Source organism: Komagataeibacter sp. NFXK3 (assembly GCF_054182245.1).
This window is the reverse complement of record NZ_JAPIVJ010000008.1, coordinates 156,431-182,655: the sequence shown is the minus strand read 5'-3', so window position 1 is coordinate 182,655 and position 26,225 is coordinate 156,431. Positions and strand designations below refer to the sequence as shown.

20 protein-coding genes are annotated in these 26,225 nt (G+C 66.5%); 14 read left to right on the top strand and 6 right to left on the bottom strand.

The window, feature by feature from the left end; all coding sequences use genetic code 11:
- Positions 1-137: 137 nt before the first annotated feature.
- Positions 138-1,922, bottom strand: coding sequence for an ABC transporter ATP-binding protein (locus OQZ28_RS10640; protein WP_458136070.1), 1,785 nt, complete (start codon positions 1,920-1,922; stop codon positions 138-140).
- Positions 1,923-2,103: 181 nt separating this feature from the next.
- On the opposite strand from OQZ28_RS10640, the gene nth reads away from it, so the two are divergent.
- On the top strand, positions 2,104-2,802 hold the full coding sequence (gene nth, locus OQZ28_RS10635; RefSeq protein WP_130730618.1) for an endonuclease III: 699 nt from the start codon (positions 2,104-2,106) through the stop codon (positions 2,800-2,802).
- Positions 2,803-2,895: 93 nt separating this feature from the next.
- Here the strand turns inward: nth and OQZ28_RS10630 are convergent, their stop codons facing one another.
- A complete protein-coding gene (locus tag OQZ28_RS10630) occupies positions 2,896-5,121 on the bottom strand; it encodes a ComEC/Rec2 family competence protein (protein ID WP_458136082.1) in 2,226 nt (741 codons plus the stop codon).
- Positions 5,122-5,274: 153 nt separating this feature from the next.
- Here OQZ28_RS10630 and gltX point away from each other — a divergent pair, with 153 nt between their 5' ends.
- From gltX to OQZ28_RS10580, 10 genes are all read left to right on the top strand, one after another.
- On the top strand, positions 5,275-6,681 hold the full coding sequence (gene gltX / locus OQZ28_RS10625; protein WP_458136069.1) for a glutamate--tRNA ligase: 1,407 nt from the start codon (positions 5,275-5,277) through the stop codon (positions 6,679-6,681).
- Positions 6,674-7,639: an aspartate carbamoyltransferase catalytic subunit gene (locus OQZ28_RS10620; RefSeq protein ID WP_130730620.1), complete on the top strand. Its 966-nt coding sequence runs from the start codon at positions 6,674-6,676 to the stop codon at positions 7,637-7,639. Before gltX ends, OQZ28_RS10620 begins: the two co-directional genes overlap by 8 nt.
- Complete coding sequence (locus tag OQZ28_RS10615; RefSeq protein WP_458136068.1) at positions 7,636-8,931, top strand: dihydroorotase; 1,296 nt, start codon at positions 7,636-7,638, stop codon at positions 8,929-8,931. The genes OQZ28_RS10620 and OQZ28_RS10615 overlap by 4 nt, the downstream gene beginning before the upstream one ends.
- Positions 8,928-9,566 carry a glycerol-3-phosphate 1-O-acyltransferase PlsY gene (plsY, locus tag OQZ28_RS10610; protein WP_130730622.1) on the top strand — a complete coding sequence of 213 codons (639 nt, stop codon included), beginning with the start codon at positions 8,928-8,930 and terminating at the stop codon, positions 9,564-9,566. The genes OQZ28_RS10615 and plsY overlap by 4 nt, the downstream gene beginning before the upstream one ends.
- Positions 9,563-10,726 carry a DNA-processing protein DprA gene (gene dprA / locus OQZ28_RS10605; protein WP_458136067.1) on the top strand — a complete coding sequence of 388 codons (1,164 nt, stop codon included), beginning with the start codon at positions 9,563-9,565 and terminating at the stop codon, positions 10,724-10,726. Before plsY ends, dprA begins: the two co-directional genes overlap by 4 nt.
- A 45-nt stretch (positions 10,727-10,771) precedes the next feature.
- Positions 10,772-13,492 carry a type I DNA topoisomerase gene (gene topA, locus OQZ28_RS10600; RefSeq protein WP_458136066.1) on the top strand — a complete coding sequence of 907 codons (2,721 nt, stop codon included), beginning with the start codon at positions 10,772-10,774 and terminating at the stop codon, positions 13,490-13,492.
- 32 nt (positions 13,493-13,524) lie between these two features.
- Positions 13,525-15,741 (top strand): ribonuclease R family protein, encoded by a 2,217-nt coding sequence (locus tag OQZ28_RS10595; RefSeq protein ID WP_458136081.1) that lies wholly within the window; start codon positions 13,525-13,527, stop codon positions 15,739-15,741.
- The gene (locus OQZ28_RS10590) at positions 15,738-17,444 is read left to right on the top strand and encodes a S41 family peptidase (protein WP_458136065.1); all 1,707 of its coding nucleotides are present in this window, start codon (positions 15,738-15,740) and stop codon (positions 17,442-17,444) included. Before OQZ28_RS10595 ends, OQZ28_RS10590 begins: the two co-directional genes overlap by 4 nt.
- Positions 17,445-17,523: 79 nt before the next feature.
- Positions 17,524-17,862, top strand: coding sequence for a DUF1491 family protein (locus OQZ28_RS10585; protein WP_458136064.1), 339 nt, complete (start codon positions 17,524-17,526; stop codon positions 17,860-17,862).
- A 248-nt stretch (positions 17,863-18,110) separates the two neighbouring features.
- Entirely contained in the window at positions 18,111-19,256 is a 1,146-nt protein-coding gene (locus OQZ28_RS10580) for an OmpA family protein (RefSeq protein WP_165399099.1), read from the top strand.
- Positions 19,257-19,374: 118 nt separating this feature from the next.
- Here OQZ28_RS10580 and cysK read toward each other — a convergent pair whose 3' ends face one another.
- Positions 19,375-20,364 carry a cysteine synthase A gene (gene cysK / locus OQZ28_RS10575; RefSeq protein ID WP_110568944.1) on the bottom strand — a complete coding sequence of 330 codons (990 nt, stop codon included), beginning with the start codon at positions 20,362-20,364 and terminating at the stop codon, positions 19,375-19,377.
- 153 nt (positions 20,365-20,517) lie between these two features.
- Between cysK and OQZ28_RS10570 the strand changes: the two genes are divergently transcribed.
- Complete coding sequence (locus OQZ28_RS10570; RefSeq protein ID WP_130730627.1) at positions 20,518-20,964, top strand: RrF2 family transcriptional regulator; 447 nt, start codon at positions 20,518-20,520, stop codon at positions 20,962-20,964.
- A gap of 50 nt (positions 20,965-21,014) precedes the next feature.
- Here OQZ28_RS10570 and OQZ28_RS10565 read toward each other — a convergent pair whose 3' ends face one another.
- Both OQZ28_RS10565 and OQZ28_RS10560 read right to left on the bottom strand, forming a co-directional pair.
- Positions 21,015-21,437 (bottom strand): hypothetical protein, encoded by a 423-nt coding sequence (locus OQZ28_RS10565; RefSeq protein WP_130730628.1) that lies wholly within the window; start codon positions 21,435-21,437, stop codon positions 21,015-21,017.
- Positions 21,438-21,529: 92 nt separating this feature from the next.
- A complete protein-coding gene (locus OQZ28_RS10560; protein ID WP_165399100.1) occupies positions 21,530-21,685 on the bottom strand; it encodes a hypothetical protein in 156 nt (51 codons plus the stop codon).
- A gap of 156 nt (positions 21,686-21,841) precedes the next feature.
- Here OQZ28_RS10560 and OQZ28_RS10555 point away from each other — a divergent pair, with 156 nt between their 5' ends.
- Positions 21,842-22,378 (top strand): hypothetical protein, encoded by a 537-nt coding sequence (locus OQZ28_RS10555; RefSeq protein ID WP_130730629.1) that lies wholly within the window; start codon positions 21,842-21,844, stop codon positions 22,376-22,378.
- A 152-nt stretch (positions 22,379-22,530) separates the two neighbouring features.
- Positions 22,531-24,570, top strand: coding sequence for a DNA topoisomerase IV subunit B (parE, locus tag OQZ28_RS10550; RefSeq protein WP_130730630.1), 2,040 nt, complete (start codon positions 22,531-22,533; stop codon positions 24,568-24,570).
- Positions 24,571-24,685: 115 nt separating this feature from the next.
- Here parE and OQZ28_RS10545 read toward each other — a convergent pair whose 3' ends face one another.
- Positions 24,686-26,221: an NADH-quinone oxidoreductase subunit M gene (locus OQZ28_RS10545; RefSeq protein WP_458136063.1), complete on the bottom strand. Its 1,536-nt coding sequence runs from the start codon at positions 26,219-26,221 to the stop codon at positions 24,686-24,688.
- Between the last annotated feature and the right edge of the window lie 4 nt (positions 26,222-26,225).

Here is a 26,225-nt window from a genome sequence, read left to right as displayed (position 1 = left end):
GGGCGGTTGCCTGATGCCGCCACTCCATGAGCACACGCATGACAGCTTGCAGGGCGCCGCTTTTTTGTAAAAAGGCGGCGTCCTTCGAAGCTTTTTGAAAAAAGCTTCACCAAAAACTTTCTATAATGAACAGTCTTTTACAGGGACTGCAGTTCAAACAGGTCACGATACAGCCCGCCTTCACGCTGCATCAGGGCGGCATGGGTGCCATCCTCGCACACCTGGCCATGGCGGAAGACAATGATGCGGTCCAGCCCCATCACGGTGGAAAGCCGGTGGGCAATGACCAGCACCGTGCGCCCGGCCATGAGGCGCTCCATCGCCTGCTGCACCTGCACTTCGGACTGGGAGTCGAGGCTCGATGTCGCCTCATCCATGATCACGATGCGCGCCTGGCTTAAAAAGGCGCGGGCAATGGCAATGCGCTGGCGCTCGCCCCCCGAGAGCTTGACCCCGCGCTCACCCACCATGGTGGCGTAGCCGCGCGGCAGGCGGTCGATGAAGTCCGCCGCATTGGCCTGCCGGGCAGCGTGGGCGATCTCGGCTGGCGTGGCGTCAGGCCGGCCATAGGCAATGTTCTCGGCCAGCGAGCGATGGAACAGCAGCGGCTCCTGCGGCACGATGGCAATCTGCCCACGCAGGCTGGCCTGCGTCACCGTGGCAATATCCGTGCCATCAATGGTGATGCGCCCGGCCTGCACATCATAAAGCCGTTGCAGCAGCCGCGTGAGCGTGGTCTTGCCCGAACCCGACGGGCCAACAAGCGCCACCCGGCTGCCGGGCGCGATATCAAGGCTGAGGTCATCAAACAGTACCCGCCCGTGCTGGCGCACATAGCCAAAGCGCACATGCTCGAAGCAGATATGTCCTTGCGTTACGCGCAGCGCCGGGGCTCCCGGCCGGTCCGCCACGCCGGGATGCATGGCGAACAGGGCAACGAGTTCCTCCATCTCGTTGACCGAGCGCTGCACGACCGAAATCTGCTGGCCGATATCGCGCAGGTAGCCCTGGATCACGAACATCATGGTCAGCACATAGGCCACATCCCCCGGCCCGGCACGGCCACGCACCCACAACACCGCCACCCCGGCAATCAGCGCCATGCGCATGAGCAGGGCGGCAAGGTTCTGCAAATTGGCGCTGTCGGTGCCGCGCAGCCACGAGCGCACCATGCGCTGCCGCCACCTTCCCGCCACCCAGGCCAGCCGGGCATCCTCGCGCCCCTCCGCCCCGCAGGCCTTGACCACGGCGTTGCACGTCACGGCATCGGACAGGGTGGCCCCCATGCGCGTATCCCACGCATTGGCCAGCCGGGCGGATGGCGCGACATACTGCAGCGTCAGCACGACCGAGAGCCCCACAAGGGCCGCCGCCCCCACCGCCAGCACCAGCCCCATCAGCGCCCAGTGAAAGGCCAGCACGCCAGTGGTAGCACACAGCACGATCACCTCGGGCACCAGCATGAGCAGCACCGTGTCCCCCAGCGTGTCGATCGCCCCCAGCCCGCGCGTGATGCGCCGCACGGTCGAACCCGCGAAATTGCTGGCATGCCACTCGCTGGAGAAGCGCTGCACGCGGCCAAACGCCTCCGTCACGATGCCGGTCATGACGCGGGAGGTGAGGTGCGAGATGGTTACATAAGCCATACGCCGCGCCACGATGCCGCCCACGCCCAGCCCGGTCAGCCCCGCAACATCGCGTATGGCATGATGGATGGTGGCCGCCTGTGCGGGGTGCGACACGTCATCGACCAGCCAGCCTGCCAGCAGCGGCATCATCACATCCGCAACCGTAGCCAGCGCGATACCCGCCAGCGTGCCGGCCAGCAGGGCAGGCCACGCCCGCCACCGGCGCCACACAAAGCCCAGGACGGCGGCAAATTCATGCCGCCGCGTGAGGGATCGGGAAGAAGGAGAAGCCATGCCCACCACGCCAGAATGCAAGAAACGCGGCCAGGACCGGCCACGGCAAAGGGCTGGAACGACTAGCCCCGCCCCGCGTGGCATGCAAGGCCCCTCTACCGGGTTATGATATGCCCGGGCAATTTACAGACCCCACCCTTACGCCGCACAATACGCACCAATCCACCCCAGCGAGTAGCCGATGCCAACACCCCCCGCCCGCACCAGAGCCAAGCCCGCCCGCCGCGCCATGACGCTGGCCGAAGTGCGCGCCTTCATCAGCCTGCTGGCCACCGCCAACCCCGATGCCGAGAGCGAACTCGACTTTGTGGATGACTACACGCTGCTGGTTGCGGTGGTGCTTTCGGCACAGGCTACCGATGCCTCGGTCAACAAGGCGACCGTCAACCTGTTCCGCGATGCGCCGACCCCGCAGGCCATGGTGGCGCTTGGCGAGGAAAAGGTGGGGGCGCATATCCGTACCATCGGGCTGTGGCGCACCAAGGCGCGTAACGTGGTGGCGCTGTCGCGGCAGCTGCTTGATCGTTTTGATGGCAAGGTGCCCCATGACCGCGCCGCCCTTGAATCCCTGCCCGGTGTCGGCCGCAAGACTGCGAATGTGGTAATGAACGTGGCCTTTGGCGACAGCACGATGGCGGTGGATACCCACATCTTCCGCATTGGCAACCGCACGGGGCTTGCACCCGGGGCAAGTGTGCGCGCGGTGGAGGACCAGCTGGTCCGCCGCATTCCGCCCGACATGCTGCGCCCGGCCCATCACTGGCTGATCCTGCACGGGCGCTATGTGTGCAAGGCCCGCAAGCCCGAATGCTGGCGCTGCCCCGCCTTTGAACCGTGCCAGTACCGCCTGAAGGACGAACTGCGACTGGCCCCGGCATGAACAGCTAGACGCTTTTTTCAAAAAGCTTCGAAAGGACGCCGCCTTTTTGAAAAAAGGTGGCACCCAAAAACTTTTATCAATTTTACCGAATCCCTATTCCGCCTGCGCCAGCGGCAGGTTGGGCAGCCCCATTCCACCGGGGCGCATCACCCAAGGCCGTGCTCCGCGCACGGCGCGGTCCGTCTGCACCACAAGCCCGCCATCGGGCCGCCGGTCAATGCCATAAGCGCCGTTGCGCCACAGGTCGAAACGCCCGATGGAGGACACGCCGTCACACCCCCACGTGCCCGGCAGGTTGACCAGCAGCCCGGCACCCTGGCACAGGCCGGGCGCAGGCGGGCGATTGGCAAGAACCAGCACGATATCGCCCGCGCGGCAGATCCCGGCGTGGCACGCCACAGTCCCCACCCTTCCCTCGGCAGGCAGCACGCCTGCGGGCAGGCCGGTCACGCGCTGCCATTCGCGCAGCGCGAAGGGATCAGGGTGCGTGCCGGGGCCAGTCAGCAGGCGGCCCTGTGTTACAATCCCCGCCATGCGCGCATCAGGGGCCAGCAGCAGCACCGGGCGTGTCGCCATCCATGGCGAGAGCACCGCCAGCACGATCGGCGCAAGCCCCACAAGCCGCACCCGCCCCACCCACAGGCACAGCCAGCACAACCCCACGAAGAACACGCAAAGCCCCACACTGCCCAAGGCAGGCACGCCCATCCGCGCCATGGGCAGGCGGGTGACCAGATGCGCCAGCCATGCCACCACGCCAATGCCCCAGCCCATGGGCACAAGGGCCAGTTTTTCCAGCCCCAGCGGCATCAGCCCCAGCGCCGCCAGCCCCCATGGCATGATCCAGACCGACATGAGCGGCACCGCCAGCAGGTTGGCCAGCACGAACCATGGCTGCACCGTGCCGAAATGCGCCATGCCCACCGGCAGGCACGCGCTCCCCGCCAGCACGCTGGCCGCAAGTGGGTGAGCCAGGCGGGCGGCAACCCGCCGCAGCCAGACATCATCATGCTCCCAGCCCGACAGGGCAGGCCGCAGCGCATCAAACCCCGCAATCAGCGCCATGACGGCAGCTACCGACATCTGGAGCGGCAGCTCGGTCACGCCCTCCGGGTTGAGGGCCATGAGCACTGTCGCGGCCACCGCCAGCGCGCGCAGCGACAGCGGTCGCCTGCCCGCCAGCAGCGCCATCACCGCCAGCCCCGCCATGAGCAGGCTGCGCAGGGCGGGCAGGTGCGCGCCGGTCAGCAGCACGTAGCCGCCACCCGCCAGCAGCCCGCCCACCGCCGCGATCTGGCGGCACGGCCAGTACAGCGCGGCGCGCTCGCTCAATGCCAGCCCCGTGCGCAGCACCACCATGACCAGCCCCATCACAATCGCCAGATGCAGCCCCGCCACGGTCAGCAGGTGGGCCAGCCCCGCATCGGCAAACGCCTCGCGCTCGGGGGCCGCCACCACGCCATCGGCCCCCGCCAGAATGGTTGCGGCAATATCGCCGCGCGTGCCGGGCAGGGCCGCACGAATCCGCTCCGCCAGCGCCTGCCGCCGGCCCGCAAGCCAGCCCGCCGCCCCACCACCGGCCTGCGCAGGCGTAATCGTGGCCCGGTCAAGCGCGCGGCCATGGCCTGCCTGGCCTGCAAACCACGCCCGGCGCTGGGCATCATACCCGCCCGGCACATCGGGGAAGGCAGGCGGCGAAAGCAGGGCACGCACCCGGAATCCATCGCCCGGCATGGGCCGCGCGGGATCATCGGCCCGCAGCCGCACGGACAGCCACCGCCGCAGGGGCGGCATGCCAGTGCTGATCCCATCCTCAAGGCGCACGCCGCGCAACGCCACGCGCAGCGCCTGCGTGCCATCGGCCAGACGCTGCACCTCAACCCCGCTCACATCCCCCGACAGATGCACCGCCCGGCGCGGCAGGTCGGGGAAAGGCGGCATGCGCCATGCCTGCCCCCATGCCACGAGCAGCCCCACGGCACCGGCGCCCACCACGCCCGCGCCCAGCCGCACGGCCAGTCGGCCAGGCCACAGCAGGCGGCAGGCAAGCGCGGCAATGCAGGCCAGCGCGCCCCCTGCCACAACCACCCCGCCCGGCTCGGACGGCAGGGCAAAATACGCAATGATGCCACCTGCAAGGGCCACCGGCAGCCACAGCACCAGGCGAGTGTTCTGCCCCCACAGCCACGCCGTGAGCGCAGGCCGCAGGCGCGCCGACACCCGGCTCACAGACCACCCCGCCCGAAGGATGCCGCCGCGCGGCCCAAAATCGCCACCCGCCGGGCGCCTGCCCACGCCCCCATGGCAGGCCAGCGGCATCGGCATTGATGGCAAATGGCAGACAGACCCGACAGGAGACCCCCATGATGCGCGTAAAAGGCGTGGCAGGAATGCACACCCTAGCGGGCGGAACGGTTTTCACGCCAGAGTGCCCCCTGTCAGCAGGGCGAAAACATGCTAGGAACCCGGTTCATGACTGTCCGTACGCGTTTTGCTCCCAGCCCCACCGGCCTGCTGCATATCGGCAACGCCCGTGCCGCCCTCTTCAATTTCCTCTATGCCCGCCACCACGGCGGGCAGTTCGTGCTCCGCATCGAGGATACCGACCGCGAACGCTCGACCCAGCAGGCGGTCGACGTGCTGTTCGATGGCCTGGCCTGGATGGATATCGAATCCGACGAGAAGCCGGTCTTCCAGTCCACGCGCCAGGCCCGCCATGCCGAGGTGGCGCATGAACTGCTGGAAAAGGGCCTGGCCTATCGCTGCTACTGCACGGCCGATGAACTGAAGGAAATGCGCGAGAAGGCGATGGCCGAGGGCCGTCCCCCCCGCTACAACGGCATGTGGCGCGACCGCGACCCCGCCGAGGCTCCCGCCAACACCCCCTACACCATCCGCATCAAGGCCCCGCGCGAGGGGGAAACCACCATCCACGACCTGGTGCAGGGCGATGTGCGCGTGGCCAATTCCGAACTCGATGACATGATCATCCTGCGCGCCGATGGCACGCCGGTCTACCAGCTTGCCGTGGTGGTCGATGACCATGACATGGACATCACCCACGTCATCCGTGGCGATGACCACCTGACCAACACCTTCCGCCAGGCCATGATCTACCGCGCCATGGGCTGGAAGCTGCCGCATTTCGCGCACCTGCCGCTGATTCACGGGCCCGACGGGGCCAAGCTGTCCAAGCGGCACGGGGCGCAGTCGGTCGTCGAGTTCCGCGAGATGGGCTACCTGCCCGAGGCGCTCAACAACTACCTGCTGCGCCTTGGCTGGGGCCACGGCGATGCCGAGATCCTCTCGCGCGAGGAGCAGATCAGACTGTTCGACCTCGATGGCGTGGGCCGCTCGCCCTCGCGCATGGATTACGCCAAGCTGCTGCACATCAACGGCGTGTGGCTGCGCCAGGCCGATGATACCCGCCTGACCAACGACGTGATGGAACGGCTGGGCAAGATGGACGGCGTGGATACATCGGATGCTACCCGCGCCAAGGTGCTCGCACTCATGCCCGGCCTGAAGGAACGCGCCAAGACGCTGGTGGAACTGGCCGATAACGCGGCCTTCCTCGGCCGTTCGCTGCCACTGGCCTTCGACCCCAAGGCCGAAAAGCAGCTCACCCCGGAAAACCGCGTGATGCTGGGCAGACTGGCCGTGGCGCTGAAGGCCACCGAGCCGTTCAGCAAGGAGGCGATCGACGCGACACTGCGCCAGTTTGCCGAAACGCATGAGATGAAGCTGGGCAAGGTGGCCCAGCCGCTGCGCGCCGCCGTGACCGGCAGCACCATGTCGCCCGGCATTGATGACACGTTGCTCGCCCTTGGCCGTGACGAGGTTCTGGCGCGCATCAACGCGGTTGCCGCCCATGAGTGAGCGCGGCAGCCACGGCAGCAACGTCTTCGCCACCCCGGCCACACGCCACCTGCTGGGCGTGCAGGGCATGCATCCGAGCCGGATCATGCCCATACTGGACCTGGCCGAGCACTACGCCCTGCTCAACCGCTCGCGCAAGACCCCGCGCGACCTGCTGCGCGGGCGCACGCTCATCAACCTGTTCTTTGAGGACAGCACCCGCACCCGCACCTCGTTCGAGCTGGCGGGCAAGCGGCTGGGCGCGGATGTGGTGAACATGACCGTGGCCAGTTCCTCGGTCAACAAGGGCGAGACGCTGCTCGACACCGCGGCAACGCTCAACGCCATGCATGCCGACCTGCTGGTGGTGCGCCACGCCCAGTCCGGCGCGCCCGCGCTGCTGGCGCAGAAGGTGCAGGCCAGCGTGGTCAATGCGGGCGACGGCACGCATGAGCACCCCACGCAGGCCCTGCTCGATGCGCTGACCATCCGCCGCCATTTCGGCACGTTCGAGGGGCTGACGGTGGCGATCTGCGGCGATGTGAGCCACAGCCGGGTCGCGCGCTCCAACATTCACCTGCTTACCGCACTGGGTTGCCAGGTGCGCGTGGTGGGCCCGCCCACGCTGGTGCCCGGCGCCATTGGCGCGCTGGGGGTCAGCATCCATCACACCATGGAAGACGGCCTGCGCGGCGTGGACGTGGTGATGATGCTGCGCGTGCAGCGCGAGCGCATGAAGGGCACGCAGGTGCCCAGCGCGCGGGAATATTTCCGCTTCTATGGCCTCGACAACAAGCGCCTCGCGCTGGCGAAGCCGCATGCGCTGGTCATGCATCCCGGCCCGATGAACCGGGGCGTGGAAATTGACAGCCGCGTGGCCGATTCCGACCAGAGCGTGATCCGTGAACAGGTGGAAATGGGGGTTGCGGTGCGCATGGCGGTGCTCGACCTGCTCGCACGCGGGGGAGAAGGCGCATGAAGCCGGTTGTTTTTGAAAATGTGCGCCTGATCGACCCCGCCAGCAACACGGACCGCCCCGGCCGCCTGCTGGTGCACGATGGCCTGATTGCAGGCACCGACGCACCAAACGCCGAAGGCGCACCCGAAGGGGCGGATGTGATTGATGGCGGCGGCCAGCTCGTGCTGTGCCCCGGCCTTGTGGACATGCGCGTGACCATTGGCGAGCCCGGCTACGAATACCGCGAGACCGTGCTCTCGGCCGCGCGCGCCGCCGTGGCCGGTGGCATCACCACCATCGCCGTGCTGCCCAATACCAGCCCGACCATCGACAACCCCGCCCTTGCCCGCCTGCTGCGCGCGCGTGGCGAGGAAACGGGCATGATCGACATCCTGCCCTATGGCGCCCTGACGCGGGAATGCGCGGGCAGGGAAATGGCCGAGATCGGCCTGCTGGCCGAAGCGGGCGCCATTGCCTTTACCGATGGCCCGCACGCCATTGCCGACAGCCGCATGATGCGCCAGATGCTGACCTACGCCAGAGGCTTCAACGCCCTGATCGTGCAGCACCCCGAAGACCCGTCACTGGCACGTGGCGGCTGCGCGACTGATGGCGAACTGGCCACCCGCCTCGGCCTGCCGGGCATTCCGGCAGCCGCCGAGGCCATCCTGATCGCACGCGACCTGCGGCTGGCGCGCATGACCGGCGGGCGGCTGCATTTCGGCCATGTCTCGACCGCCGAGGGGCTGGACCTGATCCGCAATGCCAAGGCCGATGGCCTGCGCGTGAGCTGCGATACGGCACCACCCTATTTCGATCTCAACGAGACGGTGATCGGGGATTTCCGCACCTATGCCAAGCTCTCGCCGCCGCTGCGCAGCGAGGCCGACCGCCGCGCCGTAAGCGCAGCCCTGGCCGATGGCACGATCGATGCCATCGCATCCGACCACATGCCGTGTGATGCCGATGACAAGCGCCAGCCCTTTGCCGTGGCCGCCGCCGGTGGCACCGGGCTGTGCACGCTGCTTGCGGTAACACTTGCGCAGGTGCATGCGGGCCATCTTGGCATGATGGAGGCCATTGGCCTGCTCACGCACCGCCCGGCTGCCGTGCTGGGCAGCCAGGCGGGCACGCTGGCCGTGGGCATGCCTGCCGATCTGTGCCTGTTCAACCCCGACACCGCCTGGGTGGTGCGCGCGGGCGACCTGCCGGGCAAGGCGCAGAACACCCCGTTCGATGGCCGCGCGCTGGAAGGCCGCGTGCTGGGCACGTGGAAGAAGGGCGTGCGCGTGTTCGGGGCGCAGGCCGCATGATCTACGGCATTCCTACCTACGACCTGCCGCTGATGGGCGGTGTCGCCTTCCTGTCCTACCTGATTGGCAGCATTCCCTTTGGTCTGGTGCTGACCGCGCTCTCGGGCGGGGGCGATATCCGCAAGATCGGCTCGGGCAATATCGGGGCGACCAACGTGCTGCGCACGGGGCGCAAGGGGCTGGCCGCGGGCACGCTGGCGCTGGATGGCACCAAGGGCGCATTCGCGGTGTTCTGCGCCTTCGTGCTGTGCCCGTTCCACACGCTGGCCGCCGAATCGCTGGCCGCCATCTTTGCCGTGGCCGGGCATTGCTTTCCCGTCTGGCTCAAGTTCAAGGGCGGCAAGGGCGTGGCCACGGGGCTGGGGTGCATCCTGGCGCTCATGCCCGGGGTGGGGCTGTGCTGCTGCGCGCTGTGGCTGATCTTTGCCAAGGTCACGCGCATTTCATCAGCAGGCGCGATCGTTGCCTTTGCCGCCCTGCCCCTGCTCATGATTCGGCCCGGCCGCATTGACTTCCATTCCCCCGCCTATCTGGCCGGGGTACTGATCGCGGTGATGATCCTCATCCGCCATCACGCCAACATCACCCGCCTGCTCAAGGGCACCGAGCCCAGAATCGGCCAGAAAAGCACATGAATTCCCCCGATGCCGAAACGGCGCTGGCCTGCCTCCGGCTGGCGCGAACGGACGGCATCGGCCCGGTCAGCTACCGCAAGCTCATCCGCACCCATGGCAGTGTTGAAGCAGCCCTCGCCATGCTCGAACGCGGGGCCACCCGCATCAGCCGCACCATCGGCCCGCTCTACCCGCGTGATGACGGCCTGCGCGAACTTGAACGCCTGCAGGCGCTGGGCGGCACGTTGCTGGTGCATGGCCAGCCCGGCTACCCGGCCCTGCTGGCCGCACTGCCTGATGCGCCACCCGTGCTGTCGGTACTGGGCGACGTGACGCTTCTGTCCGCCCGCATGGTGGGCATCGTGGGCGGGCGCAATGCCTCATCAGGCGGCCTGCGCATGGCCGAGAGCCTGGCCGCCCTGCTGGCGGCACACGGCGTGCACACCGTATCGGGGCTGGCGCGCGGCATTGATGGCGCGGCCCATCGCGGCGCCATGACGGCGGGCCGCACGGTTGCCGCCATCGCGGGCGGTCTGGACTGCCCCTACCCGCCCGAACATGCCGCCCTGCAGGCCGAGATTGCCCGCACCGGCGCGGTCGTGACCGAGGCCGCGCCGGGCACGGTGCCGCAGGCCCGGCACTTCCCGCGCCGCAACCGGCTCATTGCGGGGCTTGGGCTGGGCTGCGTGGTGGTGGAGGCTGCACTGCGCTCGGGCAGCCTGATTACCGCGCGCATGGCGCTGGATTACGGGCGCACCATCTTCGCCGTGCCCGGCTCGCCGCTTGATCCGCGCTGCCGGGGCAGCAACGACCTGCTGCGCCAGGGCGCGGTCGTGACCGAAACCGAACGCGACATATTGCGCGAACTGCCTGAAACAATAGAGGAAAACGACCTGTTTTCCGCCCCGCCCCGCCCACCGCGCCACAATGCTGCCCCATCGGGTGGGCAAGCCTTGGCCCCGCCGCAGCCAGACCCGCCACCACCGCCCTGCGCCCAGGGCGACCTGCATGAAATGGTGGAAGGTTTTCTATCTTTCACGCCATCGCCTGTTGACGATCTCGTACGGCGCTGCCAGTTCTCGACAGCAGCAGTCCTGACCGTCCTGTCGGAAATGGAGATTGCGGGCACGATCGAATTCCTCGCGGGGGATCTGGTCGTGCGGCGTCCACCCCCGGCCTGAGCGCGGGATAGAGCAAGGTTTTGAGAATCGTGATCCGGAGACAGAATGACTGACGTCGTGGTGGTCGAATCGCCAGCCAAGGCGAAAACGATCAATAAGTATCTGGGTGATAACTATACGGTTCTGGCCTCGTTCGGGCATGTGCGCGACCTTCCGCCCAAGGATGGCAGCGTCAAGCCCGATGAAGGCTTTGCCATGGTGTGGGAAACCGATGAGCGCGGCAGCCGCCAGATCGCGGCCATCGCCAAGGCGCTGCGCGGGGCGACACATCTGTACCTCGCCACTGACCCCGACCGCGAGGGGGAAGCCATTTCGTGGCATGTGCGCTCGATCCTGGAGGAGAAGAAGCTCCTCAAGGGCATCGAGGTGCAGCGCGTCACCTTCAACGAAATCACCAAAAGCGCCATCAAGGCCGCGATGGCGCATCCGCGTGAGCTCGACTTCCCGCTGATCGAGGCCTATCTCGCCCGCCGCGCGCTCGACTACCTCGTGGGTTTTACGCTCTCGCCGGTGCTGTGGCGCAAGCTGCCCGGCTCGCGCAGCGCAGGGCGCGTGCAGTCGGTCGCACTTAGGCTGATCTGCGAGCGCGAAGCCGAGATCGAGATTTTCAAGCCGCGTGAATACTGGTCCGTGCTGGCCCGCATGACCACGCCCGCCGGCGCCGCCTTTACCGCGCGGCTCACGCATCTTGATGGCCACAAGCTTGATCAGTTCGACCTGAACAACGAAGCCAGCGCCATGGCGGCCAAGGCCGCGGTCGAGGCCGGTGACTTCGGGGTGGAGAAGGTCGAGCGCCGCAAGGTACGCCGCAACCCGCCGCCGCCCTTCACCACATCGACTATGCAGCAGGAGGCCTCGCGCAAGCTGGGCATGGGCGCGCAGGTGGCCATGCGCACGGCCCAGCAGCTTTATGAGGGCATCGACATCGGTGGCGAGACCGTAGGCCTCATCACCTATATGCGAACCGACGGCGTGCAGATGGCGGGCGAGGCGATCAGCGCCATCCGGGGCCATATCGGCCACAGCTTTGGCGAGGAGTACGTGCCCGACAAGCCGCGCATCTATTCCACCAAGGCCAAGAACGCGCAGGAAGCCCATGAGGCCATCCGCCCGACCGACGTGCGCCGCACGCCAGCCGACATGGCGCGTTACCTCTCGCCCGAGCAGAAGAAGCTGTATGACCTGGTGTGGAAGCGCTCGGTCGCCAGCCAGATGCAGTCCGCCGAGCTTGACCAGGTGGCGGTTGACATCGTGGACCGGCAAAAGCGCGTGACCCTGCGCGCCACGGGTTCCATGATCGCGTTTGACGGCTTTCTCAAACTCTACAGCGAAGGCCGCGACGACTCGCCCGCCAAGGCGGAGGACGAGCAGGACCGCATGCTGCCCTCCATAAAGGAGCACGACGCCATCGGGCGCGGCGAGGTCACGGCGGACCAGCACTTCACCCAGCCGCCGCCGCGTTATTCGGAGGCCTCGCTGGTCAAGAAGATGGAAGAGATCGGCATTGGCCGCCCCTCCACCTACGCCTCCATCCTGACCGTGCTGCGCGACCGCAATTACGTGCAGCTTGAAAACCGCCGCTTCATCCCCGAGGATCGCGGGCGGCTGGTCACGGCCTTCCTCACCTCGTTCTTCGAGCGGTACGTGGACACGCAGTTCACCGCAGGGCTTGAGGAACAGCTTGATGACATTTCAGGCGGGCGGGCCAACTGGCGCGATGTGATGTCCGCCTTCTGGTCCGACTTTTCGCACGCGGTGGACCAGACGAAGGACCTCAAGATATCCGACGTCATCACGGCGCTGGACGCGGACCTTTCGCCCTATTTCTTCCCCGCGCGGGAGGACGGGCAGGATCCGCGCCTGTGCACGGCGTGCAACACCGGCAGGCTGGGGCTCAAGCTGGGGCGCTATGGCGCGTTCATCGGCTGCTCGAACTACCCCACGTGCCAGTACACCCGCAAACTCGTGGCCGACCCGAAGGAAGGCGATGACGCCGCCGCCCTGAAGGACGGCATGCGCGTGCTGGGCACGGCCCCCACGGGCGAGGACGTGACCGTGCGCCGTGGCCCGTGGGGGCTGTACGTGCAGCAGGGCGAACCCGACCCCGAGGACAAGAAGGCCAAGCCGAAACGCGCCACCATTCCGCGCGGGCTCGATGGCGACAAGATCACGCTCGAGCAGGCGGTGGGCCTGCTGTCGCTGCCGCGCATCGTGGGCATTCACCCCGAGCTGGGCGAGCCGATCGAGGCGGGGCTGGGCCGGTTTGGGCCATATGTGAAGATGGGCGCGGTCTATGGCTCGCTGGACAAGGATGACGATGTCCTGACCGTGGGGCTGAACCGCGCGGTCGATGCGCTGGCCAAGAAGCTGGCCTCGATCCGCACCATCGGCCCGCACCCCAAGGATGGCGAGCCGGTCATGGTGCGCAAGGGCCGCTTTGGCCCGTATGTCCAGCACGGCTCCATCGTGGCCACCGTGCCACGCGGGCAGGACATGAACGACGTGACCATGGAGGAAGCCCTGACGCTGCTGAGCGAAAAGGGCAAGCCGCTCAAGGCCAAGGGCAAGAAGGCCACCACCGCCCGCAAGCCCGCAGTCCGCAAGACAAAGGCCAAGGCGGCGGAAGGCGAGGAAGCAGCCCCCAAGAAGGCTGCGCCCAAGAAAAAGGCCGCTCCGAAAAAGACGGCAGCCAAGCCAGCCGCCAAAAAGACCACCACCACCCGCAAGAAGGCCGCCCCGGCCAAGACTGAAAGCGAGACGGACTGATCATGAAGCGGCAGCGTCCAGCAACTCCCGAGATGCCGGACCGCCAGCCCACGGGCACGCCGCCAGCCCGTACGGGTGGCCTGCCCGATCGTGAGCAGCTTCGTGCGTTTATCGAAGGGGCGACAGGGCGCATCGGCAAGCGCGAGATCAGCCGCGAATTCGGTCTTGGGCCGGAGCACAAGGCGGCGTTGCGCCAGATGCTGCGCGACATGGCGCTTGATGGCACGCTGGCCCCTGCTGGCGCACGGCGCTTTCGTGTATCGGACCGGCTGCCCGAATCCATGGTGGTGCAGGTCACCGGCACCGATGCCGATGGCGACCCCATCGCCCGGCCCGTACAGTGGGATGGAGAAGGCCCCTCCCCCACCGTGTTCATGCACCCCGAACTGCGCGGCCGCGCCGCCCTTGCCCCGGGCGAGCGCGTGGTGGCCCGCCTGCGCCGGGTGGGGCCAGGCAGATATGAAGGCCGCACGCTGCGCCGCGTGAGTGATGCGCCCACCCAGATCGTGGGCCTGTTCCGCACCCTGCCGCCTGATGACCCGACAGCCAGCACCCCGGCCCGATTCCGCCCCGCTGGCCGCCTCACCCCCGCTGACCGGCGCGCCAAGGCCGAATGGGTCATCCCCACGGGCGAGGATGACGGCACGCCGGATAACGAGATTGTCATCGCCACCCCCCTGCCCCAGTCCGGGCCGGGGCTGCACCCCGCGCGCATCATCGAGCGGCTTGGCCCGCAGGGCGATGCGCGCACCATCAGCATGGTGTCCGTCGCCATGCTGGGCATTCCCCACGTCTTCCCCACAGAGGCGCTGGCCCAGGCAAAGGCCGCCCGTGGCGTTGCCCCCGCAGGCCGCACCGACCTGCGCGACATGCCGCTGGTCACGATCGATGGCGCAGACGCACGCGATTTTGATGATGCCATCTACGCCGAACCCGATGGCGAAGGGTTTCGCATCACCATCGCCATTGCCGATGTGGCCTGGTACGTGCGCCCCGGCACGGCACTCGACCGCGATGCCCGGCTGCGCGGCAATTCGGTCTATTTCCCTGACCGGGTGATCCCGATGCTGCCCGAGGATCTCTCGAACGGCTGGTGCTCGCTCCGCCCCGATGAGGAGCGGGGCTGCCTGTTCGTGACCATGAACGTGGCGCCCGATGGCATGACCAGCAACGCGCGCTTTGGCCGGGGCATCATGCGCAGTGCCGGCCGCCTGACCTACGAGCAGGTACAGGCCGCGCGCGATGGCACGCCCGACACCACCATGCAGGCCCTGCCGCCGGGGCTGCTCGACAGCCTGTTTGGCGCGTGGACCTGCCTCACCCATGCCCGGCGCGCGCGCGGCACGCTGGACCTCGACCTGCCCGAGCGGCTGGTGCGGCTGGGGGATGAGGGCCAGATCACGGCCATTGCGCCGCGAATCCGCCTCGACAGCCACAGGCTGGTCGAGGAATTCATGATCGCGGCCAATGTCGCCGCCGCCCGCTGCCTTGAAGCACGGCATATTCCCTGCCTGTACCGAATCCACGCCCCGCCAACCCCCGAGCGGCTGGAAAGCCTGCGCCGCACGCTCGACCTGATGGGCCTGAAGCTGCCGCCCGTGGGCAGCCTGCGTGCCGCCGACCTGGATCGCGTGCTGGACAGCGTGCGCGACACCGATCAGGCCGCCCTGGTCAATGAACTGATCCTGCGCGCGCAGAACCAGGCGGAATACAGCCCCGAGCCGGTCGGTCATTTCGGCCTCTCGCTTGCGGCCTACGCGCATTTCACCAGCCCCATCCGCCGCTATGCCGACCTGCTGACCCACCGCGCCCTGCTCGTCGCCACCGGGCTCGAGCCCGGCCCGGCACCCGGCCACGAGGCGCTGGAAGAAGTAGGCGAGGCCATCACCCGCACCGAGCGCCGCGCGGCCCAGGCCGAGCGCGAGACGCTGGAGCGCTACGCCGCGACCTGGCTTGAGGCGCGGATCGGCACCGAGATGGACGGGCATATTTCCAGCCTGTCCCGATTCGGTATTTTTGTAGTGCTGGATGCAACAGGAACCTCCGCCCTGCTGCCCATGTCTGCCCTGCCGGAAGATCAATGGCATCACGATGAAAAAACGCAGACATTGCATGCACGCGACACGACCATGGCATTCCGCCCCGGTCAGGCTCTGCGCGTACGGATCGAAGAAGCATGCGCCATCCGGGGCACCGTCCTTCTGGCCCTGCCCGACGTGGCACCCCGCCTGCGGAAACGCAGGCCGTGAAACGCGCCCTGTTTCCCGTCATCATCGCCCGGCCCATGAAGCCGTGCGGCGACGGGACGGGCACGTGGCGGCGGCGCATGTCCACGCTGGGCCATCTCCCGCGTGATACGTTCATCCTGCTGCTCATCATTGCCCGGCTGACCACCGCCGCCTGCGCCGATGACCTGCCCGCCACCCCGCGCACGCCCACCCCGCAGCCACCGCTGCATGAGGACAGCGTGGAAAACCCGGACATGCCCGGTATGGACCTGGCCGTGCTGTCCTCCGTCATGCAGGCGAGTCTGGCCTTTTTGCAGCCCCGCACGCTCGAAAGCCACGCGATTCACGATTTTGCCCTGTGGGGGCTGAACGGGCTGAGCGCGCTCGACCCCTCGCTCAGCATTGATGAGCAGCACGGCTTCCTGCAACTTGCCGCCACCCAGAAGACCGTGCTCGCCCTGCCCGTGCCCCCGCCCGATGACGTGGCGGGATGGAGTGCTGCCATCACCCGCATCCTCGATGTGGCGTGGCGGCATTCGCCCACCATGCGCAACACCGGGCAGGACGGGGTGCTGCAGGGCTTCTTCGATGAGCTGTTCAATCATCTTGATCCCTATTCACGCTATGTCCCGCCCGGCGCCGCCGTATCGGACCGCAGCACCCGCACCGGGGGCGAGGCCACGGCGGGGCTGACGCTGGGGCTGGACCACCACACAATCAAGATCACGGCGGTCAACGCCAACGGTCCCGCCTGGCCCACCAGCCTGGCGGCGGGGCAGATCGTGCGCGCGGTCAATGGCCGCTCCACCGAGTCCCGCACGGTCGATACCGTAACCTCGTGGCTCAATGGCCCCGCTGGCAGCCTCGTGCGCATCACAGTGGAAGCGAAGGGGCGGCAGACCACGGTCACCCTGCATCGCGCCTCCACCCCGCCCGAGACGGTGTTCGCCTATACCAGCGGCAAGCATGTGGTGCTGCACATCACCGCCTTCTCCGCCAACACGGCGGAGGAAATGAGCCAGTACCTCGATGAGGCCATGAACGTGCCCGGCATTGCGGGCCTGATCCTCGACCTGCGCGGCAACAGGGGCGGCGTGCTGCAGCAGGCCGTGACCACGTCGGCCCTCATGCTCGACCACGGGGTGGCCGCCATTACGCAGGGGCGCGACCCGCAGGCCAACCATGTCTGGGCCGTGCAGGGCGGCGACATGACCAATGGCCTGCCCATTATCGTGCTGGTCGATGGCCGGACCGCGAGTGCCGCCGAGATTCTCGCCGCCGCCCTGTCGGACCAGAAGCGCGGCGTGGTGATTGGCAGCGCCACGCTGGGCAAGGGGCTGGTACAGACCATCGGCCAGATGCCCAACGGGGCCGAGCTGTTTGTTACATGGAGTCGCGTGCTCGCGCCGCTGGGCTGGCCGCTGCAGGGGCTGGGCGTCATGCCGCAGGTCTGCACCAGCCGGGGCGAAAGCGAACTCGAGCGCCAGTTGCAGAACCTGGCCGAAGGCACGGCAGACAGCGCACAGTGGGTGATGGCGGCGCGCCAGGTGCGCTCGCCTGCCGACCTGTCGCACATCCTGGCCATCCGCAAGGCCTGCCCTGCCGCCATTGGCACCGATAGCGACCTTGATGCCGCCCATTCCCTGCTCGACAACCCCGAGGAATACCGCGCCGCCCTGTCGGCCATACCGGAAGAGGACACGGCCCCCCCAAACGGGGGGTGAGCAGCCCGCGCGGGTTGAAACTGTGCTATTCCTGCATGCCACCCTCTGTTTTTATGCATTACCGGAGAGATCAGACCCCATGGAAGAACCCCGCCTGAAAACCGGCCTGTGGGTCCGGGCAATGCTGCGCCAAGCTGGACAGAAGGGAAATCCGGGCATGGTGCTGCACCATGGCGATGACGATGCGGGCGGCGTGCTGGCCGTGCTTCTGGGGCGGCAGGGGCGGATGTGCGTGCTGGCCCAGACCCGTACCCCCGATGGACGCCGGGCATGGTTCCGCGCTACAGGGGAGACGGATGGTGATCAGGCCGGTGTTGACGCCTATGTCACACGGCAGATGGAACGCGACCCTGACTTGTGGGTTGTTGAATTCGATGCCCCTGATCTGGCGCCGCCGTTTGAAGCAAGATTGATATGAAAGACGTGATTCCACGGGTTTGAAAGCAGGGAAACCGATCCGGCCAGCAAGGTGTGGCATCTGGCACACACTCAGCCATGCCAGTGGGCCACACACCCCCGAGCGGCGGGTTAAGGTGGTGGCAAGGATTGTCAGGGGCGGTTTCTTTCAGCAAAAGAATGCGGATGCTGATCAGTCCAGGGAATATGGCACGTGCACCCGACCGGGCCTGTATGCCGGAAGAGGCCCGTCGAAGGGAGAAGAAGAGTATGAATCTGCGGTACGGATTGCTTGCAGGGTCTTTATTGGCTGCCTCGGTTACCCTGGGCCCCGTGCTGATCTCCGCTCCGGTATTCGCCCAGCCTGTCCAGGGCCTGTACATGAGCGGTGAAGGTGGCGCGACCTTCAATCAGGGCCAGGTCATACGGCATTCTTCGGCACGTGATCAGTTTCGCACCGGCGCCATCGGCCTCGGCGCGATCGGCTGGGGGCTTGGCAATGGCTTCCGCGTCGAGCTTGAGGGCCATTACCGCAATAACGACCTCAAGACGGTGGGCGGCAATGCCGCCTATCATGCCCATGCCGATGGCCGGCAGCAGGAATCCGGGCTGATGGCCAATGCGCTGTTTGACCTTGATATCGGCAAAAGCTGGCTGTTCCCGTATTTTGGCGCGGGTATCGGCTATGGCTGGCAGAACATGAACACCACCATCACGGGCAACGTGAACGGGGCGAACTACAGCCAGCATGTGAGCGGCAGCTACGGCAACTTCGCCTATCAGGGCATATTCGGCCTCTCCTTCCCCATGCCGTGGGTCGTGGGCCTGTCGGCTACGGCGGAATACCGGTTCTGGACCATGCTGGGCCCGCAGTCGCACCATTCCGTGGTGACAGGCAGCGCCACCACGCTGGCCGCCATGAACAATGATTTCGGCTTCCGCAACGGCAACCGCGACAGCCGCACCGACTTCAACCATTCGCTGATGCTCGGCCTGCGCTACGAGTTCAACCCCGCCCCGCCGCCGCCGCCACCGCCTTCAACCAACGCCGTGCCCGCCCCGGCCGAGAACCGGACCTATCTCGTGTTCTTTGACTGGGACCGCAGCGACCTGACCGACCGCGCCCGCGCCATCGTGGCGGTGGCCGCGCAGGCCTCGACCAATACCCAGACCACGCGCATCGAGGTCAATGGCTATACCGACAACTCGGCGGCCCGGCCCGGCCCGCAGGGGGAAAAGTATAACCAGGCCCTCTCGCTCAAGCGCGCGCAGGTCATCAAGGCCGAACTGGTGCGTGACGGCGTGCCTGGCCCCGCCATCGACATCCACGGCTATGGCGATGCCAACCCGCTGGTGCAGACCGCCGCCAACACGCGCGAGGCCCAGAACCGCCGGGTGGAAATCATCCTGCACTGACCGCCCTTTCACATTCGGGCATGGAAAAGAAAAAAGCGGCACCGCAAGGGAGCCGCTTTTTCCATATGGAACTGTCGGGACGCCGCCTTTTTTTACACAAAGGCGGCGTCCTGAAGCGCTAGACCAGCCCGGTGAACAGGGACGTGGACAGGTAGCGCTCGGCAAAAGAGGGTGCGATGGTCACGATGGTCTTGCCTGCGTTCTCGGGCCGTCCCGCCAGCTGTATGGCAGCATGCAGCGCCGCCCCCGATGAGATGCCCACCGGCACCCCGTCCAGCCGTGCGCAGCGCCGGGCGGCAGCAATGGCCTCGCGCTCCGATACCGGCAGCACGCCCGCCAGCGCCGCAAGGTCGAGCGTGCGGGGGCAGAAGCCCGGCCCGATTCCCTGAATGCCGTGCGGCCCCGGCTCATCGCCGTTGAGAATGGCGCTTTCCATCGGCTCCACGCCATAGACCTCTATGCCCGGCTTGCGGGGCTTGAGCCCATGCGCAATGCCACTCGCCGTGCCACCCGTGCCCAGGCCCGCCACCACGATATCAACCGCGCCTGCCGTATCGACCCAGATCTCCTCCGCCGTGGTGGCGGCATGGATGGCGGGGTTGGCGGGGTTGTCGAACTGGCGCGGCATCCAGGCATTGGGGGTTTTTTGCAGGATTTCCTCGGCCCGCGCGATGGCGCCCGCCATGCCCAGGCGCGAGGGGGTTAGCTCAAGCTGCGCATCAAGCAGGCGCAGCATCTTGCGCCGCTCGATCGAGGCCCCCTCCGGCATGGTCACGATCAGCCTGTAGCCCCGTGCGGCCGCCACAAAAGCCAGCGAAATGCCGGTATTGCCCGAGGTCGGTTCCACCAGCGTGGTCTTGCCGGGATGGATCTCGCCGCGCGCCTCGGCATCCTCGATCATGGCAGCGCCAATGCGGTCCTTGACCGAGGCGAGCGGATTGAAAAACTCCAGCTTCATCAGCACGCGGGCGGCAAGGCCATCCTCGCGGGTCAGATGTGGCAGCGCCACGAGCGGCGTGCCCCCCACGGTCTCGACAATGGAGTCGTATATCCGCCCGCGCGGGGCGGCAAAACCGTACGTGCGATCGGGCGGGGTGGTTTTCGTCATCCGGTATCACTCCTTGGTGCGGCAATGGCCTATTCACGCGTGCAGTCTGACATAATCCAGCATCCTCCTGAACAGAAGCGTGGAACATTCGACCAATTACTGGTAAATGGGGGAAACCGGTTTTTTCATCCAGGCAAGGCGAGGCTGAACGATATGCTGCTGCGGCGTGACAGGACCATGATCGCCATACTGATCATGCTTGACGTGGCCTTTCACGCGGGGCGGAACGGCACCATCAGCGCTGCCGACATCGCCGAGCGCGCGGGCCTGGCCCGGCGCGGGATCGAGCCCCTGCTCCAGACCCTGTCACGCTCGGGCCTGCTTGAAAGCGTGCGCGGCCCCCGTGGCGGCTACCGCCTGGGCCGCCCGCGACGCGATATCCTGCTGGCGGATATCCTTGCGGTCATCACGGCGGAGGACAACACGGATGACGGCCCGATTGGCGGCCTGTTCCAGAAGGTTGTCGAGCCGTGCTGGCAGGAATTCGACACGATGATCGATGAACAGTGCCGCAAGATCAGCCTTGATGACCTTGTACGCCGGGCCGAGCATGCCGGCATGCGCCGCCCGCTGCCCGAGCCGATCACGTTTTCGATCTGACCTGACCCCACCTGCCAGCCCTGCCGCAGCAGGGCCGACAGGCCGCCGGGTTATTTCGCGGCGGTGACGGTGGTGGTCACGTCCATGTATTCACGCGGCTTGCCCCCACCGGGAATCAGCACGACACGGAACTTGTCCGGGCCGGAATAGGCGGTGCTGGCCGTGTACGTCACATAAGTGTGATCATTATAATTATAGATGAACACCTTGCCGTGATCGGGCGCCGGAGAGACGCCAAACGAGGCATAGGGGTGGCCTGCCGAGGCCCGCGTCTCGATGGCGCAATAGCCATCATCGCTACGCACCTGCATGGTGGTGGACTTCGTGTTCTTGCCCGCATCGGCAAGGCTGCCCACCTGACACTGGCCGGAGGCCTTCATGTAGTTGTAGGGATTGGGGGTTCCGGCAATGCCACCAAGGTTTACCGCCGGTTTGTTGTCACATCCGGCGAGCAGAATGCCCGTCGTCATCATGATTGCAGACAGTCGCAGTCGCACTCGTCAGCTCCGCTGTGTTTGATACATCACCCGTTAAGGACCATTGCGCCTGCGCCGCCCCGTAACGGTCAGGGCTGGCGCACGGGCCAACCACCGTGGCATACGCTGTAGAACAACGCACCAAGGCGGGAAAGCCCCAGCCGCCAGCTTTTGCGCAGGCATGCATGCCCTGCCCGTGTGGCATACCCGGCCCACGGGGCGCTGTCATCCCATCGTGCATTCATAACGCATCTTTTTGAACGCGGGCCTGCCGCGCGCCCTTTTGGCCACAGACTGTTTGCGCTATAGACCTGATCCGGATTTCATCGTGCCGGAATATGCGGGGTCCGTGCATTACCCCCATTGGCATCCGCCCCACTACCTCTGGAGAACCCGTCCTGATGTCCATGTCGATCTGGCGCGCTGGCGCTGCAGCTCTTGCCCTTGTGGGGCTGGTTAATGGCGGGCAGGCACTGGCTGCCGGTCCGTGCTCCCCCTCGCCCGCGCATGAGGCGTTTGACGTGCAGGGGCTGAAGAGCCAGCTCATGGTCACCGCGCTCTCCTGTGGCGTGCAGGACAAGTACAACAACTTCGTTGGCAAGTTCCGCCCCAAGCTCGCGGCCGAGGAGCATGTGCTCAACGGGTATTTCTCCTCCACCTATGGCCGCAACGCCCAGCGCCAGCATGATGACTACATCACGCAGCTCGCCAACGTGCAGTCCGAGCGCGGCCTGCAGGCGGGCACGGCATTCTGCCAGCAGCATGTCTCCATGTTCGACGAGGTGCAGGAACTCGAAAGCACCGCCGACCTGTCCGCCTACGCCCAGGCCAAGGACATCATCCAGCCTGCCTCCTACCTGACCTGCACGGCCCCCAACCGCCCGGCCGCAGCCCCCGCCCGCCCGCGCACGCCCGCACGCCGCACGGTGCGGAGCTGACCCGCGCCAGCCTGCGCAGCAGAGAGTTGAAGAAAAATCGGGGCCGGGCTTTGTCCGGCCTTTTTCATGCCTGCAAGTGCGGGCATAGTCAGCGCAAGGAGACAGGCCGCGCAGCTTGACAGGACGTGACCTGACAGAACAAAGAACGCTTCATGAACGACGATCTTTTTTCCACGCCTGCGCCGCCTGCCCGGCCCACCCCGCACAAGGTTCCCCCCGCCACCATGCCAGATCCCGCAAAAAACGGTCCCGATTCCTATGACGCCAGCGCCATCGAGGTGCTGGAAGGACTTGAGCCCGTGCGGCGGCGGCCGGGCATGTATATCGGCGGCACGGACGAGACGGCGTATCATCACCTCGCCTCCGAGATCCTCGACAACGCGATGGACGAGGCCGTGGCCGGCCACGCCACCACCATCGATGTCACCCTCGAGGCCGGGGATTACCTGACCATCCGCGACAACGGGCGCGGCATTCCGGTGGATGCGCATCCGCGCTTTCCCGACCGCTCAGCGCTGGAAGTGATCCTGACCACGCTGCATGCGGGCGGCAAGTTCTCGGGCAAGGCCTATGCCACGTCGGGCGGGCTGCACGGGGTTGGCTCATCGGTCGTCAACGCGCTGGCGTCGCGCATGGAAGTCGAGATCGCGCGCGATCGCGCCCTGTGGCGGCAGGTCTATGAGCGCGGTCGCCCGCTTTCGGGGGTGGAAAAAGTCGGCCCGGTCAACAACCGGCGCGGCACCCAGATCCGTTTCACGCCTGATCCCGAGATTTTCGGGCGGCTGCATTTCTCGCCCGCACGACTGTACCGGCTGTGCCGCTCCAAGGCGTTCCTGTTCCGTGGCGTAACCATCCGCTGGTCGTGCGATCCGGCGCTGATCAAGGACCACGACATTCCCGCCGAGGCGGTGCTGCACTTCCCCGGCGGGCTGGCTGACAGCCTGCGCGATGAACTGGGCGAGAAAGCCGCCCTGCTGACCGACCTGTGGGCCGGTGACGCCGACCTGCCCACCGGCCCCGATGGCGCGGATACGGGGCGCATGGAATGGGCCATCGCCTTCCTCGAGCAGGGGCCTGCGGCGCTGGCGTCCTACTGCAACACCATTCCCACCCCCAATGGCGGCACGCACGAGACCGGGTTCCGCAACGCACTGGTCAAGGGCCTGCGCAACTGGGGCGAGCAGCGTGCCAACAAGCGCGCGGCCAACATTACCGCCGATGACATCATGGGCTGCATCGCCGCCAAGCTCTCGGTGTTCATCCGCGACCCGCAGTTCCAGGGCCAGACCAAGGAGAAGCTGACCAGCGGCGAGGCCAGCAAGCTGGTCGAGACCGCATTGCGCGACCGCTTCGACCACTGGCTGGCAGGCAACCCGCCGCAGGCCGACAACCTGCTGGCCTTCGTGGTCGAACGCGCGGAAGAGCGCCTGCGCCGCAAGGAGCAGAAGGACACGCCGCGCAAGAGTGCGACCCGCCGCCTGCGCCTGCCCGGCAAGCTGACCGACTGCACGCGCGAGAACGCGGCCGAGACCGAGATCTTCCTTGTCGAGGGCGATTCGGCTGGCGGCTCCGCCAAGCAGGCCCGCAACCGCGAGACACAGGCCGTGCTGCCGCTACGGGGCAAGATCCTGAACGTGGCCAGCGCCTCGAATGAGAAACTGCGTGGCAACCAGGAACTGCGCGACCTGGTCGAGGCACTGGGCTGCGGCACGGGCGAGCGCTTTGATGCCAGCAAGCTGCGTTATGGCCGCATCATCATCATGACCGATGCCGATGTGGATGGCGCGCATATCGCCTCCCTGCTCATGACGTTCTTCTACCGCGAACTGCCCGGCCTGATCCGGGGCGGGCATCTGTACCTGGCCCAGCCGCCGCTCTACCGCCTGACACAGGGCAGCAAGAGCATTTACGCCATGGATGACGCCGATCGCGAGCGCAAGCTGAAGAAGGTGTTCAAGCCCAACAGCAAGGTCGAGGTCTCGCGCTTCAAGGGCCTGGGTGAAATGCCGCCTGCCGACCTCAAGCAGACCACGATGGACCCCAGACACCGCACGCTGCTCAAGGTCATCACCCCGCCCGAGGACCGGGCATTTACGCTTGAACGCGTGGAGCACCTGATGGGCCGCAAGGCGGAGCTGCGCTTCCGCTTCATTCAGGAACACGCCAATCAGGTCGATAACCTCGACGTATGAAAAAACCCGGCCTCCAGATGGAGGCCGGGCTTTAAAAGCAGAAGTTTTTGGTGAAGCTTTTTTCAAAAAGCTTCAGAAGAACGCCGCCTTGTGAAAAAGGCGGCACCCAGACCTTTTATCCCGCCACGTACGTGATCTGCGTGGGCTCGACTGCCGCCACGGTAGCCAGCGGGTGCAGCAGGTAGGTCACGGCGGGGTCGAACACGCGCAGGAAAGAGTTGGGGTGCACCCCCATCCACACCGTGACGATGGCCAGCGGCACCAGCACGGCCAGTTCCTGCCCGGTCAGGTCGCGCAGCAGGGCCACGATGCCGCCCCGATCCGCGCCAAACAGCACGCGGCGGTAAAGCACCAGCATATAGACCGCGCCCAGGATCATGCTCGTGCCGCCGAGGAAAGCCAGCCAGAACGAAACATGCAGCGCGCCGACCATGACCAGGAATTCACCCACGAAGGCCCCCGTGCCCGGCAGGCCGATATTGGCCATGACAAACAGCATGGCCAGCGTGGCCAGCACCGGCATCTTGTGGGCGACACCGGAGAATGCGCTGATCTCGCGCGTTTCCGCCCGCCACGACACGGCCGAGACACAGAAGAAAAGCGCCGCGATCACGATGCCATGCGACAGCATCTGGAAAATCGCACCATCAATCCCCTCTGGTGTCAGCGTAAACAGCCCGATGGCGATCACCCCCATATGCGAGAACGAGGAATAGGCAATCACGCGCTTCATGTCGGTCTGCGCCAGCGCGATGATGGCGGCATAGATCACCGCGATCACGCCCAGCGTCAGCACCACGGGGGCGAACAGCCGGGCCGCATCGGGGAACATCATCACGCCAAAGCGCAGCAGCCCGTACGCCCCCGCCTTTGACAGCACGCCAGACAGCATGACCGAGGCCGGGGTCGGTGCCTCCGTGTAGGCATCGGGCAGCCACGCATGCAGCGGGAAAAGCGGCAGCTTGACGCCAAAGGCAATGATGAAGCCCGCCAGCAGCCAGCACTGCATGCCATGGCCAAAGCCATGGTGCTGCAGGGCCACGATGTCGGTGGTGCCGGTGGCGTTCCACATGGCCAGCAGTGCGAGCAGCATGAACAGCGACCCGCCAAAGGTGAACAGGAAGAACTGCAGCGACGCCCACACCCGGCGCGGGCCACCCCATACACCAATCATCAGGCTGGCAGGCAGCAGTGTCGCTTCATAGAACACATAGAACAGCACCAGATCGAGTGCCGAGAACAGGCCGATCAGCGTGGTTTCCAGCACCAGCATGGCCACCATGTAGTCGCGCACCCGCCCCGTGACCTGCCGCCACCCGCCAATGATGGCCAAGGGCGTGAGGAAGGCGGAAAGCAGCACGAACATGAGGCTGATGCCATCAACCCCCACATGGTAGGAGATGCCCGCGCCACTGGCCCAGCCCACCTGCTGCTCGAACTGGATGCCGGGCTGCATGGGGTTGAACTGCGCCCACATGACAACAGCCAGCACGAACACGATGCCGCTGGTCCACAACGCCACCCAGCGCGCGGCGGTCTCGATGGTCCGGGCCGTGCCGCGCGTGAGCATGATGGCCGCTGCACCCGCAAGGGGCAGATACGTAACTAGGGAGAGCAGGATCGGATGCACATTCGGTCTCACATCATCCATGAAT